The 13,315-nt window shown below is 62.0% G+C and carries 16 protein-coding genes; 8 read left to right on the top strand and 8 right to left on the bottom strand.

What is annotated here, in order from left to right:
• Window positions 1-52: 52 nt before the first annotated feature.
• Entirely contained in the window at window positions 53-883 is an 831-nt protein-coding gene (locus tag Q1A85_RS02555) for a hypothetical protein (protein WP_299684734.1), read from the top strand.
• Between the two features lie 115 nt (window positions 884-998).
• The gene (locus Q1A85_RS02560; protein ID WP_299684736.1) at window positions 999-1,211 is read left to right on the top strand and encodes a hypothetical protein; all 213 of its coding nucleotides are present in this window, start codon (window positions 999-1,001) and stop codon (window positions 1,209-1,211) included.
• Here Q1A85_RS02560 and Q1A85_RS02565 read toward each other — a convergent pair.
• The 4 genes from Q1A85_RS02565 to Q1A85_RS02580 all read right to left on the bottom strand — a co-directional run bounded on the left by Q1A85_RS02565 (window position 1,208) and on the right by Q1A85_RS02580 (window position 3,400).
• Window positions 1,208-1,528, bottom strand: a complete 321-nt coding sequence (locus Q1A85_RS02565; RefSeq protein WP_299684738.1) for a hypothetical protein — start codon at window positions 1,526-1,528, stop codon at window positions 1,208-1,210. The two genes, Q1A85_RS02560 and Q1A85_RS02565, sit on opposite strands and share 4 nt — an antisense overlap.
• Window positions 1,529-1,592: 64 nt before the next feature.
• Window positions 1,593-2,435 carry an LOG family protein gene (locus tag Q1A85_RS02570; RefSeq protein WP_299684741.1) on the bottom strand — a complete coding sequence of 281 codons (843 nt, stop codon included), beginning with the start codon at window positions 2,433-2,435 and terminating at the stop codon, window positions 1,593-1,595.
• A gap of 62 nt (window positions 2,436-2,497) precedes the next feature.
• Window positions 2,498-3,196 carry a hypothetical protein gene (locus Q1A85_RS02575; RefSeq protein WP_299684743.1) on the bottom strand — a complete coding sequence of 233 codons (699 nt, stop codon included), beginning with the start codon at window positions 3,194-3,196 and terminating at the stop codon, window positions 2,498-2,500.
• On the bottom strand, window positions 3,197-3,400 hold the full coding sequence (locus Q1A85_RS02580) for a hypothetical protein (RefSeq protein ID WP_299684745.1): 204 nt from the start codon (window positions 3,398-3,400) through the stop codon (window positions 3,197-3,199).
• A gap of 155 nt (window positions 3,401-3,555) precedes the next feature.
• Here Q1A85_RS02580 and dapD point away from each other — a divergent pair, with 155 nt between their 5' ends.
• Entirely contained in the window at window positions 3,556-4,383 is an 828-nt protein-coding gene (dapD, locus tag Q1A85_RS02585) for a 2,3,4,5-tetrahydropyridine-2,6-dicarboxylate N-succinyltransferase (RefSeq protein WP_299684747.1), read from the top strand.
• On the opposite strand, the gene Q1A85_RS02590 is transcribed toward dapD, so the two are convergent.
• On the bottom strand, window positions 4,384-4,776 hold the full coding sequence (locus Q1A85_RS02590) for a rhodanese-like domain-containing protein (protein WP_299684749.1): 393 nt from the start codon (window positions 4,774-4,776) through the stop codon (window positions 4,384-4,386).
• Between the two features lie 81 nt (window positions 4,777-4,857).
• Between Q1A85_RS02590 and Q1A85_RS02595 the strand changes: the two genes are divergently transcribed.
• Window positions 4,858-5,199: a hypothetical protein gene (locus Q1A85_RS02595; protein WP_299684751.1), complete on the top strand. Its 342-nt coding sequence runs from the start codon at window positions 4,858-4,860 to the stop codon at window positions 5,197-5,199.
• Here Q1A85_RS02595 and Q1A85_RS02600 read toward each other — a convergent pair.
• Together Q1A85_RS02600 and Q1A85_RS02605 are read right to left on the bottom strand one after the other, a co-directional pair.
• On the bottom strand, window positions 5,196-6,272 hold the full coding sequence (locus Q1A85_RS02600; protein WP_299684753.1) for a Hint domain-containing protein: 1,077 nt from the start codon (window positions 6,270-6,272) through the stop codon (window positions 5,196-5,198). The genes Q1A85_RS02595 and Q1A85_RS02600 overlap by 4 nt on opposite strands.
• Window positions 6,269-7,816 (bottom strand): Hint domain-containing protein, encoded by a 1,548-nt coding sequence (locus tag Q1A85_RS02605; protein ID WP_299684755.1) that lies wholly within the window; start codon window positions 7,814-7,816, stop codon window positions 6,269-6,271. The genes Q1A85_RS02600 and Q1A85_RS02605 overlap by 4 nt, the downstream gene beginning before the upstream one ends.
• Before the next feature lie 306 nt (window positions 7,817-8,122).
• On the opposite strand from Q1A85_RS02605, the gene dapE reads away from it, so the two are divergent.
• The 4 genes from dapE to rnr are packed head-to-tail and all read left to right on the top strand — an operon-like array spanning window position 8,123 to window position 12,555.
• Window positions 8,123-9,268, top strand: a complete 1,146-nt coding sequence (gene dapE / locus Q1A85_RS02610; RefSeq protein ID WP_299684757.1) for a succinyl-diaminopimelate desuccinylase — start codon at window positions 8,123-8,125, stop codon at window positions 9,266-9,268.
• Window positions 9,265-9,687: a GNAT family N-acetyltransferase gene (locus tag Q1A85_RS02615; RefSeq protein ID WP_299684759.1), complete on the top strand. Its 423-nt coding sequence runs from the start codon at window positions 9,265-9,267 to the stop codon at window positions 9,685-9,687. The genes dapE and Q1A85_RS02615 overlap by 4 nt, the downstream gene beginning before the upstream one ends.
• Window positions 9,684-10,268 (top strand): TIGR04282 family arsenosugar biosynthesis glycosyltransferase, encoded by a 585-nt coding sequence (locus Q1A85_RS02620; RefSeq protein WP_299684761.1) that lies wholly within the window; start codon window positions 9,684-9,686, stop codon window positions 10,266-10,268. Before Q1A85_RS02615 ends, Q1A85_RS02620 begins: the two co-directional genes overlap by 4 nt.
• Window positions 10,269-10,299: 31 nt before the next feature.
• The gene (rnr, locus tag Q1A85_RS02625) at window positions 10,300-12,555 is read left to right on the top strand and encodes a ribonuclease R (protein WP_299684763.1); all 2,256 of its coding nucleotides are present in this window, start codon (window positions 10,300-10,302) and stop codon (window positions 12,553-12,555) included.
• On the opposite strand, the gene Q1A85_RS02630 is transcribed toward rnr, so the two are convergent.
• Window positions 12,552-13,244: a glutathione S-transferase family protein gene (locus Q1A85_RS02630; RefSeq protein ID WP_299684765.1), complete on the bottom strand. Its 693-nt coding sequence runs from the start codon at window positions 13,242-13,244 to the stop codon at window positions 12,552-12,554. The genes rnr and Q1A85_RS02630 overlap by 4 nt on opposite strands.
• Between the last annotated feature and the right edge of the window lie 71 nt (window positions 13,245-13,315).

Genomic DNA, 13,315 nt, shown 5'->3' on the forward strand with positions numbered 1-13,315 from the left:
GCTTTGACGTGTGGGTGCGCCGTGCCATGCTGGCGGCGGGGAAGGTGCGCGTATGACACAATTCGAGATCGGAAAGCTCAGGGTTCAGGCGGAGGTCTTTGACCAGATGCGCGAGGGGTCGCGCGTGACCTCCGGCATATCGAAACTGCCCCGCCATGTGCATCCGTTGGTCCGGCACTTTTCCGGATTGTACTACCAAAAACTGCTGTCCTACGACTGCACCACGAACACGTGGACACGTCATGCCGTTGATGCGCAATACCGGTACATCGTCAAAAACGACTTCAAGGTTGCGGGACCCACTGCAAACGCGACGCGTGCCTTGTTGGACAGCTATGTGCGGGCGTCCGGCTTGGGTGGGATGAACGGTTTTGGGCAGCGTCTGGCGGACATGTTCGGGCTGCACGCCGTGCCTGTTCCGTTGCACCGGTTCCGTCACTGGAAACCGCAATATACATTCGAGATTTCCGCAACCGTGCACTACCACGTTGTCCGTCTGACGGTGCCCGGTCAGGACCCATGGGACTATGCGCTGCTTGCGATACCGTTTGACGTGCAATTCGCGGGCGAGCGCACATATGATTGCGAACGGAAACGCGGGATCGACATCGATTTCGACAGCATTCTTTTGCCCGCCGAGGATTTGCAGGTGCCTGACAAGGCGGCGCGTCAAAACCTCAAACCCCGGCTGAAATGGGAACTGAAGCTGAGTAAGAAGCTGCTGAAATACTACAAACGCGAGTTGGCGCGGAACGAGACGGACCTGGCCTCGGACCCCAAGAAAAAGGGTCAGGACGTCGTCGTACGTCTGAACCGCGAATCCGTGGCGCGCAGTGCGGCGAACGTAAAACGGCTTGCGGCGCGGCTTGCGGCTTATGACTGACGCGCTCTGATTGTTCCCGAAATGGTCACAATCTTTTCCCGTTTGTGCACCAATCCCGCCTTGGTGGCTCTGCAGGGTCGGCACAGGGTAAACGGAAAAACGGAGCGACAGCAAAATGTCGATCATCATCAATCAAGACCGCTTTGTCGCGGCACATGTGCTGGAATTGGTCAGCCGTGAACGCAAGCTGGCGCTGTCGCGTCGCGAGTGGAAGCACCGTCTGGCCGGTATGGGATATGGCATCTGCGAAACGGATCACGGCGACGTTCTTGAAACGCTGCCGCACCGTGTACCGGTCTGTTCCTTGCCTGCGGAGCTGTGCGCCTAAAACCGGCGTCTGAACACAAATCGTGCCACGGCAAGGCCCGCGCCTGCTGCAACTGCGGCGGCGAGGGCCGGATTGCGGCGTACGGACGCCTCGGCCTCGTCATAGGCGTGCCCGGCGCTGGCGCGAAAGGTGGCCGTTTTATCTTTTGCATCTGTGGCGATGTGGGCGGCGGCGCTTTGTGCCGTTTCCTTGGCGGCCTGCGCCTTGTCCGCGGCGATGTCGCCGATCATGGATGCCAAACGGCCAAAATCATCCCTGAGAATGCCAAGCTGTTCGGCCACATCGTTGGCCTGCGGTCTGTCTTTTGTCTGTGTCATCGCTGACACCTCCTTGGGCTTACGCCCGCACCCAACGGCCAATATGGGGATATTTCGCGCAATATCAACGCCCTGGAACAGATCCGCGTTTGGATGTGTCGCCCCAGCCATCAATTTCCGCAATCGCTTCTTCGGCAGTTTCGACAAAGCGGAACAGGTCCAGATCATCGGCAGAGATGGTGCCCGCGTCCGACAACGCCTCCCAGTTGATGATCTTTTCCCAAAAGCTGCGCCCGAACAGCAGGAACGGCACGCGGGCCATGCGGCCCGTCTGGATCAGGGTCAGCGATTCAAACAATTCGTCCATCGTACCAAACCCGCCCGGAAACACACAAATCGCGCGCGCCCGCATCAGAAAATGCATTTTGCGGATCGCGAAATAGTGGAAGTTAAAGCAAAGGTCCGGCGTAACGTAATGGTTCGGCGCCTGTTCAAAGGGCAGCACGATGTTCAACCCGATGGAATGCCCGCCCGCATCGACGGCACCGCGGTTGCCTGCCTCCATCACGCCGGGTCCGCCGCCGGTGACAATCACATTTTCCCGACCTCCGGACGCCATCGACTTTTCCGTCATCAGTTGGGCGAAACTGCGGGCCTCATCGTAGAACCGGCTGAGGTCCGCCAGCGTTTTGGTGCGGGCGTCGCCCTTGTCCACAGGGTCCGGGATGCGGGCGCCGCCAAACAGCACGATGGTCGATTCAATCCCGGCCTCGTTCATAAGCATCTCGGGTTTGAGCAGTTCCAGTTGCAGGCGTACGGGGCGCAGTTCATCCCGGCACAGAAACTCTTCGTCCGCAAAGGCCAGACCATAGGCGGGCGAGCGCGTCTGCGGCGTGTCGGGGACACCCTCGGCGGCCTTGCGGTCGGTGTGGGCGTCACGGAACGGGCTGTGGCGGTCGTCTTTCATCGGGGCGTCCTTTGTCTTGTCCATCGAGTGATGGCAGGACGCCCCGGAATTGTCCAACCGTGTCAGTCTTTGAAGCCCGCAAATGTCGTCAGGGTCGACGCGCCCAGATCGCACGCGCCGGACACCGGTTGGAGAACGATATTGGTCAGCGACAGGCTGTGAACTGATGCACCCAGCGAGGCCAGCACGCCAAGCGCGCCACCCGCGTCCCCGTTGAGATTGACGGTGATCGGCACGGCGGCCTTGATCCAGTTCACAACGGTCGTGATCGCTTTGACCACCAGCGCGCCGATTTTTATGTCTTTGGCCGCGCTGTCCGGCACGCGGATCACATCTGCATCCGGTGCCATCTGTGCCGACATATGCGCGGCGGCGGTGTTGATCTTGGTGATGAGTTCGCCGGTTGGGCTGAGATCAAGGTACTTTTCCATGACCGACAGCGGCGCCAACACCACATCGCCAACCTTGCCGATCAGCATAACCACGTCATCCAACAACGTCTCTATTTTACCGCTTAGCCCAACGGCGGTCAGGATCGTGCAGAGCGCGGATTCGAGCGCGTTCACAAACGCCGTGAGCGTCGTCGCAAACCCGTTGCTGGACCCGGTCAGCGAAATGACATCGGCTTCCACGATGCCGGACACGGACGATGCCAGATGGCTGGGGTTTGGCAGCTTTCTCAACAGGGTTTTGAGGTCTGCGATCTGGCTTATGGCCGCGTCGTCTGCTGCGTGAAAGAGGCCACCGATTTCGCCCGGCACCTATGTCACGTCGCGTGCCACACCACTGACTGCGCCGCGGACAGATGCGCCGACACCGTTCACGTCATTCGTCACGGCATCGAACGAGCCCGCCAATACACTGGCCACAGCTTTGGCAATGTCGTCAGCGGATGGAATGTGCAAATGAACGGGATCTGGAATGTGAAAATGCGCGTCGCCGTCGTTCTGATTTTCGTCTGACATCAAGATGTCTCCAAACTGATTTTTTAAATTGCAAAAGTGAATGAAGCCTATGTCCGACGTCGATTCACGCCAAGGTTGGGTCCATGCTTTTGCAGGTGATTGCATGAGGTCCCGGTTTGTTGTCTAAGCGCCGCGACCAATCAGGGGAGTTGCACATGTCCAACGCACAGCTTGAAACCGCCATCGAAGCCGCGTGGGACGCCCGCGACACGATCACGCCCGCCACAGGCGGAGAGACGCGGGAGGCGATCGAAGACACCCTGAACGCGCTGGACAGCGGCAGCCTGCGCGTGGCGGAAAAGCAGGCCAGCGGCGACTGGCATGTGAACCAGTGGGCGAAAAAGGCCGTGCTGCTGGGGTTCCGCATCAAGGACATGGAACAGCATGATGGCGGCCCGCAAGCCGGAGGCTGGTGGGACAAGGTCGACAGCAAGTTCAAGGGCTGGGGCGACAACCAGTGGAAGGCCGCCGGGTTCCGCGCCGTTCCCAACTGTGTGGTGCGCAAATCAGCGTTCATCGCACCCGGCGTGGTGCTGATGCCGTCCTTTGTGAACCTCGGCGCTTATGTCGACGAGGGCACAATGGTCGACACGTGGGCGACCGTGGGCAGCTGTGCCCAGATTGGCAAGAACGTGCACCTGTCGGGCGGCGTCGGCATTGGCGGCGTGCTGGAGCCGATGCAGGCAGGCCCGACCATCATCGAAGACAACTGCTTTATCGGAGCGCGCTCCGAAGTGGTCGAAGGCTGCATCGTGCGTGAAGGGTCTGTTCTGGGCATGGGTGTGTTCATCGGCCAGTCGACCAAGATCGTCGACCGCGAAAGCGGCGAGGTCATGTATGGCGAAGTGCCGCCCTATTCGGTGGTTGTCGCCGGGTCCATGCCGTCCAAGAATGGCATCAACCTCTATTGCGCTGTGATCGTGAAACGGGTGGATGAACGCACCCGGTCCAAGACGGGCATCAACGAACTGCTGCGCGACTGATCAGGATTTGGCCGGTTTGTCCCCGACGGGACCACCGGCCTTTTTCCATCCAGAAAACCCGTCTTCGATATGGCTGACATTGGGCAGGCCCATAGCCTGTGCCGTCTGCGCGGACAAAGCCGAACGCCAGCCCGACGCGCAGTAGAACACGATGCGGTTGCCGGTCTGAAACTGCGGCTTGGCATAGGGGCTGTCAGGGTCGATCCAGAATTCCAGCATCCCGCGCGGACAGTGGAATGCGCCGGGGATCATCCCCTCGCGCTCCAATTCGCGCGGATCGCGCAGATCCACAAAGGTCACGCCATCCTGCCCGTGCAGGTCCAGCATCGCACTGGCCGGTGCGTGATCGACGGCTGCATTGGCCTCTGCCACCATATCCTTGACGCGTTTCATCCCGCACTCCCTGTCACCCGGTTCGTCGCGCAGGATAGCCCGATGCTTGCCAAGGCGCACGGGGCAAGTTACGGCGGCCCCATGAGCAAGGACAAGAAACCGTCGCGCCAGCAGGTCTATACTTTGCTGGTCGAAATTGGCCGCAAGGACGGTGACGGCCTGCCAGATGCGGCGACCGGGGCCGCGCTGGTCATCTATGCGAGCGGCGTGGACGAGGCCGAAGCGGTGCGCGAGACTGTGGTGATCCTGAAACAGGCTGATACCGCGCCGCTGGATGTGACAGGCTACGGCACGCTGGACGAACGACTGGCCGAAGGGCACGAGATCGACGAAGAAGAGAGCGCCCTGATGCAACGCGCGCTGGATGAGAATGCAGTTATCGTCGCGCAGGTCACACCGTTCTTTGACGAGGGCGAAGCCTAGGCGGCGCGGTTTTCGATCAGCGTGATCGCCTCGAAAGAGCGCAGCACCTGATGCACCGGCGCACCATGTTCCGGCAGTTCCCGATCTGGCACACCGGCCAGCACGCTTGCGGCCAGCAATTCCGGTTTGCGCCGAATTCGCCCGATATAGAGACTTTCGACGGCGGTTCCGGCGGCCAGCAATGCCTCGTGACGGGGCAGGATCACCTGAACATATTCCGCCACGGATTGCGTGGGACGCCACGACGCGGCATAGCCGTTTACAAGGTGCCGGGCAGGCACCAGCACGGCCTCCTGACCAAAGATGTATTCAACCTCGGACCCACGCAGCACCAGCCGCTGTTCCGGTGCGACGACGATATCGCGCTGCAACCCGAAATAGGGGGCGTGCAGACGCACCGGGGCAAAGCTGCCGCGCGCAGGGACGGAATAGCGCACGGTGTGCAGCACGGTCGAGGTTTCGCCCCGGTCGGTAATGACCACGTCCCCCCGTCGCAAGGTGCCTGCATCGCGGTAGCCTGTTGGGGTGGCAATGGGTGTCGACGGGTGCAGGGACGGCAGTGGTCCAACCGGAACGATGCCGCTGGTGGCAGCAGAAAACAGCACCTCCTTGGACAGCTTGCGGTCTGCATGTCCCAGCATCAGGTCGCGAATATCTTCGGTCAGGATCGGGCTGGGGTTGGGCACCGTGCTGGACCGGACCAGCGTGCGTTCGGGCTGTTCCAGTGTCAGGCGGCCCCATTGCAGCCGCGTGTCCCACGAATAGCTCAGCCGCAGCGTATGCGGGCGGCCATCACCCGACCACGACACCGCAGCGTGGGTCAGGTTTCCCGCCTGATGATGCACAAGGGCAAAGCCGCCACCGGGCACGGCCCGGAACGCAAATTCGCGCTGGGCCGGGTAGTGCTGCGCGACGGACAGCAGGTCATGCGGGCGCAGCTCTCCGGCGATAAAGGTCTCGACCATCACCGTGCCACGTTCGAGCAGCTTGCCCGGACGCAACAACTTGCCCCGACCGAGGCCGGTGGGCGAAAACCGTCCGCCAAGGTGGTCGGTCAGCCCGATCCATGTCATGCGGCGGCCTGTGCCTTTCTCAGCAGATCGGCCTCGAAATGGCGCAATGTTCTGCGGGCGGCACCGCTGTATCCGGCACCAGTATCAGGGTCTAATTCAGGGAAAATGGCGCATATTTCGTCCACAACCTCTTGTTCGAGGCTTTTCGTCGTTTGCGGACCGGGCAGGAAACTTTCTGTGGCCAACCCTTCGGTGAACACCACCTGATGCCGGTCAAACATAAGATGGACATAGGTCACATCGCCACCCTCGCGGCGGCGCACGGAATGGTCGTTGACCAGATCCTTGGCGGCGATCAACACCTCGGTCTCGCCAAACAGCAGCTCTGCCAGACTGTCGCGAACAAGAACCCGGTGCAGCGGGGACACCATCACGTCGCCATGCGCGCCAAAGGTGCCGCTGCGAATGTGGATGGGGGCAAATTTGCCCGTGGCCGGAACGGACCGGGTGCCGATCCAGCGCAGGGGTTGCGGCCCGTCATCCTGCGTCAGGACCAAGTCGCCGGGTTCCAGCGCCTCGACTGGCACCCGGCCTGCCGCCGTCTCGATCAGTGTCCCGGCGACAAAGCAGGGGACCGACGTCGCGTTGACAAAACCGGTGTCGGTGTTGCTGCCGTCGGTCACCGTGTAGGTGAAGTTAAAGTCTTCTTCGTCGCCGTCCCCGGCAACGGTCAGCTCTCCGTTCGGGCCCACTGTGACGGCTTGGCCCGTGGGCAGGATCACCGTCGTGCCAACGCCCGTTACGGTGTCGTAGCTGACCGGTTGACCGTTGATATGCGTGATGGTCAGCGTGCTGCCGGACGGTGCGACGTCATTGTCCAGTACGTTGAACGACGTCACTCCGTCCGGATAGACGTTCACGTCGTCGCCAATCGCAACAAGCGATGTCTGGATCGAGTTGCCCGCGATCAGCAGGTTGGAATCATAGCTGCTGTCGGCCACGTCTGCGATGCCGATGCGGATCGAGTTCACGTCGCCCGCCTGAACCTGCATGGTCAGGGTCAAGGTGATGGTGAACCCGTCCATCTCGGTGTTGTAGTCGCTGCCGGTGTTGTCGACATACATGTTGATGTTGTTGGTCGTGTTGATGTTGCCGGGATCGGTGTCGCCGTCGCCCACCTCCATCTCGACCAGGGCTCCGTTGACCCAGACACCAACGAAGTCCTGATAGACCGAGTTCTGGAATTCCGGGTACTCCTCGGACGAGAACACGAACTGCATCGTCATCACGTCGCCGTTGGGGATAAAGTCGACGTCCAGATAGGCGGCATCGCGGGTGCCTGCACCGGCGGCGGCGTTGAACTGGCTGTTGTTGTTCTGGCCGCTCGTGTTGGTGCTGGTGTTGTCGTCCTGATTGGCGTCACCAGACCCCGTGGCGTTGGTGAAATCCTCGGCGTTGCCGGTGGACATGATCACGCCCGTGTCGCCCGGCGTCACGCCCGGTGCAACGCTGTCGCCGTTTGAATAGATGCCCGCGCTGTCGATATCGCCCGTGTAGGATGCGCTGATGACCTGCACCCCATCACCAAAGATGGCGTTTGCCATATCTTCGGCATCCGTGCCTTCGCGCACTGTTTGAATCGGAAGTTCCGACGCTGCTACCATCGTTTGCCCACCCACCTCGGGAGGCCAGAACACGCGCAGCGCACGGGGTTTCACCCCATGTCATCGGTTTTGTGCTTTTGCACGTTGGGTGGTCGCACGTTGGCGACCGGACTGCTGATGCCCTGCCTCGGGTCATATTATTTGCGCTAACCTAGCACAGCCATTAACCCCCTGTTAACTCTGTAAATCAGCGAGGGACATACGAACGCGTCCTTTTCGCCACAACTTTACCTTGAGGATTTGCCGATGCGCCCTGTGGACCCCGCCAAACTGACTGCCGATCTGGTGCGATGTCCGTCCGTGACTCCTGCGGACGCTGGCGCGCTGGATGTGCTGCACGACCTGCTGGCGGACGCCGGGTTTGATTGTGCGTGGGCGGATCGCGGGGGTATCCGCAACCTCTATGCCCGCTGGGGTGCCAAGGGGCACGCGCGCAGCTTTGGCTTCAACGGGCACACGGATGTGGTGCCCATCGGGAGAGAGGGCGATTGGTCCCACGCACCGTTCGGCGCGCACGTGCAGGACGGTGTTATGTACGGGCGCGGCACCACGGATATGAAATCGGGCGTGGCCGCCTTTGCCGCTGCGGCGGTGGATTTCGTGGCTGACACGCCACCCGACGGTGCCGTCATCCTTGCCATCACGGGTGACGAGGAAGGCGACGCCACAGACGGCACAACCGCCTTGTTAGACTATATGTCCGGCGCCGATGAGGCGATGAGCGTCTGTCTGGTCGGCGAGCCGACCTGCCCCGACACCATGGGCGAGATGATGAAAATCGGACGGCGCGGGTCAATGACCGCGTGGTTCACCGTGACGGGCGTGCAGGGCCATTCCGCCTATCCGCACCGGGCGCGAAACCCGCTGCCAGCGCTGGCCCGCCTGATGGACAGGCTGGCCAGTCACGAACTGGACACCGGCACAGACCATTTCGACGCGTCCACACTGGCGATCGTGACGATGGACACCGGCAACCCGGCCACCAACGTGATCCCGGCCGAGACGCGGGCGGCAGTCAACATCCGCTTTAACGATCTGCATTCCGGCGCCAGTCTGACCGACTGGCTGCAAACCGAAGTGGACGCCGTGGCCGAGACCTATGGCGTCGCGGTGGAGATGAGTGTGAAAGTGTCGGGCGAAAGCTTTTTGACCCCGCCGGGCCCCTTGTCTGACCTCGTCGCGGCGGCGGTTGAGGCAGAAACAGGCGTCACGCCCGTGCTCAGCACAACAGGCGGCACCTCAGATGCGCGCTTCATCAAGGACCACTGCCCGGTTGTGGAATTCGGCCTTGTCGGCCAATCAATGCATCAGGTCGACGAACATGTGCAGGTCGCGCATATCCATCAACTCAAGAGTATCTACAGCCGCATTTTGCGAGACTATTTCGCATGAAATGGACGATTTCGCAGACGGATGATCTGGCCACCTGCCACGACCTGCGCCGCATCGTCTTTATCGAAGAGCAGGGCGTGAGCGCGGCGGATGAACGCGACGGACGCGATGGTGACGCGCTGCATCTGCTTGCAACATCGAACGGTCAGCCGCTGGGCTGTGCGCGTATCCTGCTGGACGGTGCCGTGGCCAAGATCGGGCGCGTCTGCGTGCTGCAAGAGGCGCGGGGCACCGGCCTTGGCGCTGCGATCATCCTTGCGTGCCTTGACGTGGCGCGGGCGCAGCCCGGTGTGACCAAGGCCAAGCTGGGCGCGCAGACCCACGCCCTGAGCTTCTATGAAAAGCTGGGGTTCACCGCCTTTGGCCCCGTCTACGATGACGCGGGCATTCCGCACCGCGACATGGAACGCGCCCTGTGAAAGCCCGCCTGACGTCAGTGCGCAATCAGCCGTGTGTGATCGTGATGGTCAAGGAGCCGCGACCGGGGCAGGTGAAAACCCGGCTTGGCCGCGACATCGGGATGCTGGATGCGGCCCATTGGTATCGGCGGCATGTGGCCAAGCTGGTGCACCGGCTTGTCGACGAACGCTGGACGCTCGTGGCCGGGTTTGCGCCCAAGACAGCGCGTATCGTGCCGCGCAATACACAGCTTGACGCGTGGCAGGGTACGGGCGATCTGGGACGCCGGATGATCCGCCTGCTGCGGCAGGCACCGCCCAAAAGTGTCCTGATAGGCTCTGATATTGCGGGTCTCGAACGGTGTCACATTGCGCGGGCCATAGCTGCCTTGGGCACACATGACACGGTGCTGGGGCCGTCGCCGGATGGCGGGTTCTGGCTGATTGGGGCGCGGCACCCGCGTCGTCTGCGACGGGACGTGCTGGACGGTGCGCGCTGGTCGACCGAACATGCGTTGGCCGACACGCAGGCGCGCCTGCCCGGGCGCGTCGCACTGGTCGATACGCTCAACGATGTGGATACGATCGACGATTTGCCATGACGCCTTTGGGCACCCGTGCTACCTGATCCGTATGAACCGTATCCCGACCAAGGCCGAGGTCCTCGACTGGATTTCCGCCAATCCCACCCTCACCGCGAAACGTGACATCGCCAAAGCCTTTGGCATCAAAGGCGCCGCGCGGATCGACCTGAAACGCATCCTGCGCGAACTGGAGGATGAGGGGCATCTGGAAAAGCGCAAGAAGACGTACCAAGACCCCGACCGCTTGCCACCGGTGAGCGTGTTGCAGATGCTGCCGCCGGATGCCGACGGTGATCTCTTTGCCTCGCCCATGGAATGGCAGGGCACCGGGGTCGAGCCCAAGATCCTCGTGATACCGCGTGCCTCGGACCCCGCTTTGGGGGGCGGCGACCGCATTCTGGCGCGGCTGACGCTGGTGAAGGATCAGGATTACCACTACGAGGCGCGGCTGATCCGGCGGATCGGGACAAACCCGCGCCGGATGCTGGGCATTTTCCGCAAAGGCGACGAGGGCGGGCGGATCGTTCCCATCGAAAAGGGCAGCGACAAGCAGTGGCAGGTGGCCGGTGACGCCACCCACGGCGCCAAGGACGGAGAGTTGGTCGAGGCCGAACAGGCGGGCCCAAAGTCGCGCATTGGCTTGCCGCGTGCGCGCATCGTGGCGCGGCTTGGCGATCCGTCAGCGCCACGGGCTGTGTCGTTGATTGCCATCCACGAACATGGCATCCCCGACCATTTCCCCGACGAGGTGATTGCCGAGGTAGACGCCCAGAAACCGGCGGGCCTGAAGGGGCGCGAAGACCTGCGGGACATGCCGTTGATCACCATCGACCCGTGGGATGCGCGCGACCATGACGACGCCTGTTACGCCCATGCGGATGAGGACCCAAAGAACGAGGGCGGCCACATCATATGGGTCGCGATTGCGGATGTCGCGTCGGCGGTCAAGCCCGGCACGGCGCTGGACCGTGAGGCGCGCAAACGGGGCAACTCGACGTATTTTCCCGACCGTGTGGTGCCAATGCTGCCGGACCGTCTGTCAGGCGATCTGTGTTCGCTGCACGAGGGCGTGCCGCGTGCCTGTATCGCCGTGCGGATGCAGATTGACGCCAAGGGGCGCAAACTGTCGCACAGTTTTCACCGTGGACTGATGCGGTCGCCCGCGTCGCTGAACTATGAAGAGGTGCAAGCGGCCATAGACGGGCACCCAAATGACCGCACTTCGCCTTTGTTAGAGCCTGTTTTGCAGCCGCTCTATGCAGCATGGACCGCACTGGTCGCTGCGCGCAACGAACGGCAGCCCTTGGAATTGGACTTGCCCGAACGGCAGATCATCCTCGAAGAAGACGGCACGGTGTCGTCGGTCGCATTCAAGGACCGGTTGGATGCGCACCGTCTGATCGAAGAATTCATGGTGTTGGCCAATGTCGCAGCCGCCGAAACGCTGCTGGCCAAGAAATCCCCGCTTTTGTTCCGCGTCCACGAAGAACCAAGCCCAGATAAACTGGATGCGCTGCGCGAAACCGCCTCCGCCGCTGGTCTGACACTGGCCAAGGGACAAGTGCTCAAGACTGCGCATCTCAACCGGCTATTGGCACAGGCGGCAGGGACGGAGGACGCCGAGCTGATCCATATTTCGACCCTGCGGTCGATGACGCAGGCGTACTATTCTCCGCAGAATTTCGGGCATTTTGGCCTCGCGTTGAAGAACTACGCCCATTTCACCTCGCCCATCCGGCGCTATTCGGACCTGATCGTGCACCGCGCGCTGGTGTCGGCCCATGGCTGGGGCAAGGACGGCCTGTCGCCGGACGAGGTGGAGCGGCTTGAGCAGACGGCCAAACACATCTCGGACACAGAACGCCGGTCCATGACCGCCGAACGGGACACGACGGATCGCTACCTTGCTGCGTATCTAAGCGAACGTGTGGGTGACGAAATGGAGGGCCGGGTGGCGGGCATCGCCAAATTCGGCATCTTCGTCAAACTCGACGATAGCGGTGCGGACGGTCTTGTGCCGATGCGGGCCATTGGTTCCGAATATTTTCACTTTGACCGCGATGACAACACGCTGATGGGGTCGGATACGGGCCTTGTGATCCGATTGGGTCAGCGCGCCACTGTGCGGCTGGCCGAGGCGGTGCCGGTCACGGGAGGCATCGCGCTGGAATTGCTGGCGCTGGACGGCAAGTCGCTGCCCAAAGGGCGCAGCAGCCCGGCAGGGCGCAGCCCCCGCCGCAAGGCCGCCAAGGCCAAACGGCACGGGGACAAGGTGAAGCGCAAGGTCAAACGGTCCCGCCGTTAACCCAGCGCATCGGCCACGCGCGCCATGTAGCGGGTTAGGATCAGGTCCTCTTTCACACGGCGTGACAGGGCGGTGCCACCGGGTGTCGCGGCCATGGCGCTGAGCATCGCCGCCACGCTCGCATCCGCGGCAGAGGGGTGTTCGCCAAACAGAAATGGCCCTTGCCACAGATGCGCGGTGATCGCCTGCAAATCCGGTTCGATCCGTTCCAGCCGCTCGCCCGCGGTCAACCGTCCCAGTCCCTGCGCGTCCATACCGCGCAGCAGGAAACGGCGCAGCCCACGTGTCACCAGCTTGCGGACAAAGGGTGGGATTGCAGCGAAATATGTGTCTCTAACAATGGGCCAAACGGCGTTATCGCCCCAACGGTCCATGACGATATGGAAATACATGTGCTCTTCGGCCATGCGGATGAAGGCGCGCGAGGTGGCGCGCTGCATCTCTGTCAGGCCTTCGTCAAACCGGGCGCCGTGCTCTTCGAGCCAGAGGCGGATATTGTCGCTGTCGCCGATCACCTCATCTTCGACCCAGAGCGCGGGCAATTTGCCCTTGGGCCAGTTGCGCGGGTCGGCTGTGTCCTGCCGTTCCCATGGCAGGCCGGACAGGTTCAGAAGGTACAGCGCCTTGACGCAGAACGGGCTACCGCTGGGTTCGCCAAAGGCGGGGGGATAAGTCACGAGTGTCAGCATCACATCCTCCAGTAGAATCTCTGGAGACAGGGGATACGTTACCATACTGTCAGTTTCTGGCAGGACATATG

It is taken from the genome of uncultured Tateyamaria sp. (assembly GCF_947503385.1).
In the GTDB taxonomy this organism is placed as follows: Bacteria; Pseudomonadota; Alphaproteobacteria; order Rhodobacterales; family Rhodobacteraceae; genus Tateyamaria.

Coding starts and splice junctions, on each gene's coding strand:
- rnr (WP_299684763.1), top strand. CDS start 10,300: ATGAACCGTATCCCGACCAAGGCCGAGGTCCTCGACTGGATTTCCGCC.
- Q1A85_RS02605 (WP_299684755.1), bottom strand. CDS start 7,816: ATGGCAAACGCCATCTTTGGTGATGGGGTGCAGGTCATCAGCGCATCC.
- Q1A85_RS02600 (WP_299684753.1), bottom strand. CDS start 6,272: ATGACATGGATCGGGCTGACCGACCACCTTGGCGGACGGTTTTCGCCC.
- Q1A85_RS02570 (WP_299684741.1), bottom strand. CDS start 2,435: ATGAAAGACGACCGCCACAGCCCGTTCCGTGACGCCCACACCGACCGC.
- Q1A85_RS02590 (WP_299684749.1), bottom strand. CDS start 4,776: ATGAAACGCGTCAAGGATATGGTGGCAGAGGCCAATGCAGCCGTCGAT.
- Q1A85_RS02565 (WP_299684738.1), bottom strand. CDS start 1,528: ATGACACAGACAAAAGACAGACCGCAGGCCAACGATGTGGCCGAACAG.
- Q1A85_RS02580 (WP_299684745.1), bottom strand. CDS start 3,400: ATGTCAGACGAAAATCAGAACGACGGCGACGCGCATTTTCACATTCCA.
- Q1A85_RS02630 (WP_299684765.1), bottom strand. CDS start 13,244: ATGCTGACACTCGTGACTTATCCCCCCGCCTTTGGCGAACCCAGCGGT.
- Q1A85_RS02615 (WP_299684759.1), top strand. CDS start 9,265: ATGAAATGGACGATTTCGCAGACGGATGATCTGGCCACCTGCCACGAC.
- Q1A85_RS02555 (WP_299684734.1), top strand. CDS start 53: ATGACACAATTCGAGATCGGAAAGCTCAGGGTTCAGGCGGAGGTCTTT.
- dapE (WP_299684757.1), top strand. CDS start 8,123: ATGCGCCCTGTGGACCCCGCCAAACTGACTGCCGATCTGGTGCGATGT.
- Q1A85_RS02560 (WP_299684736.1), top strand. CDS start 999: ATGTCGATCATCATCAATCAAGACCGCTTTGTCGCGGCACATGTGCTG.
- Q1A85_RS02595 (WP_299684751.1), top strand. CDS start 4,858: ATGAGCAAGGACAAGAAACCGTCGCGCCAGCAGGTCTATACTTTGCTG.
- dapD (WP_299684747.1), top strand. CDS start 3,556: ATGTCCAACGCACAGCTTGAAACCGCCATCGAAGCCGCGTGGGACGCC.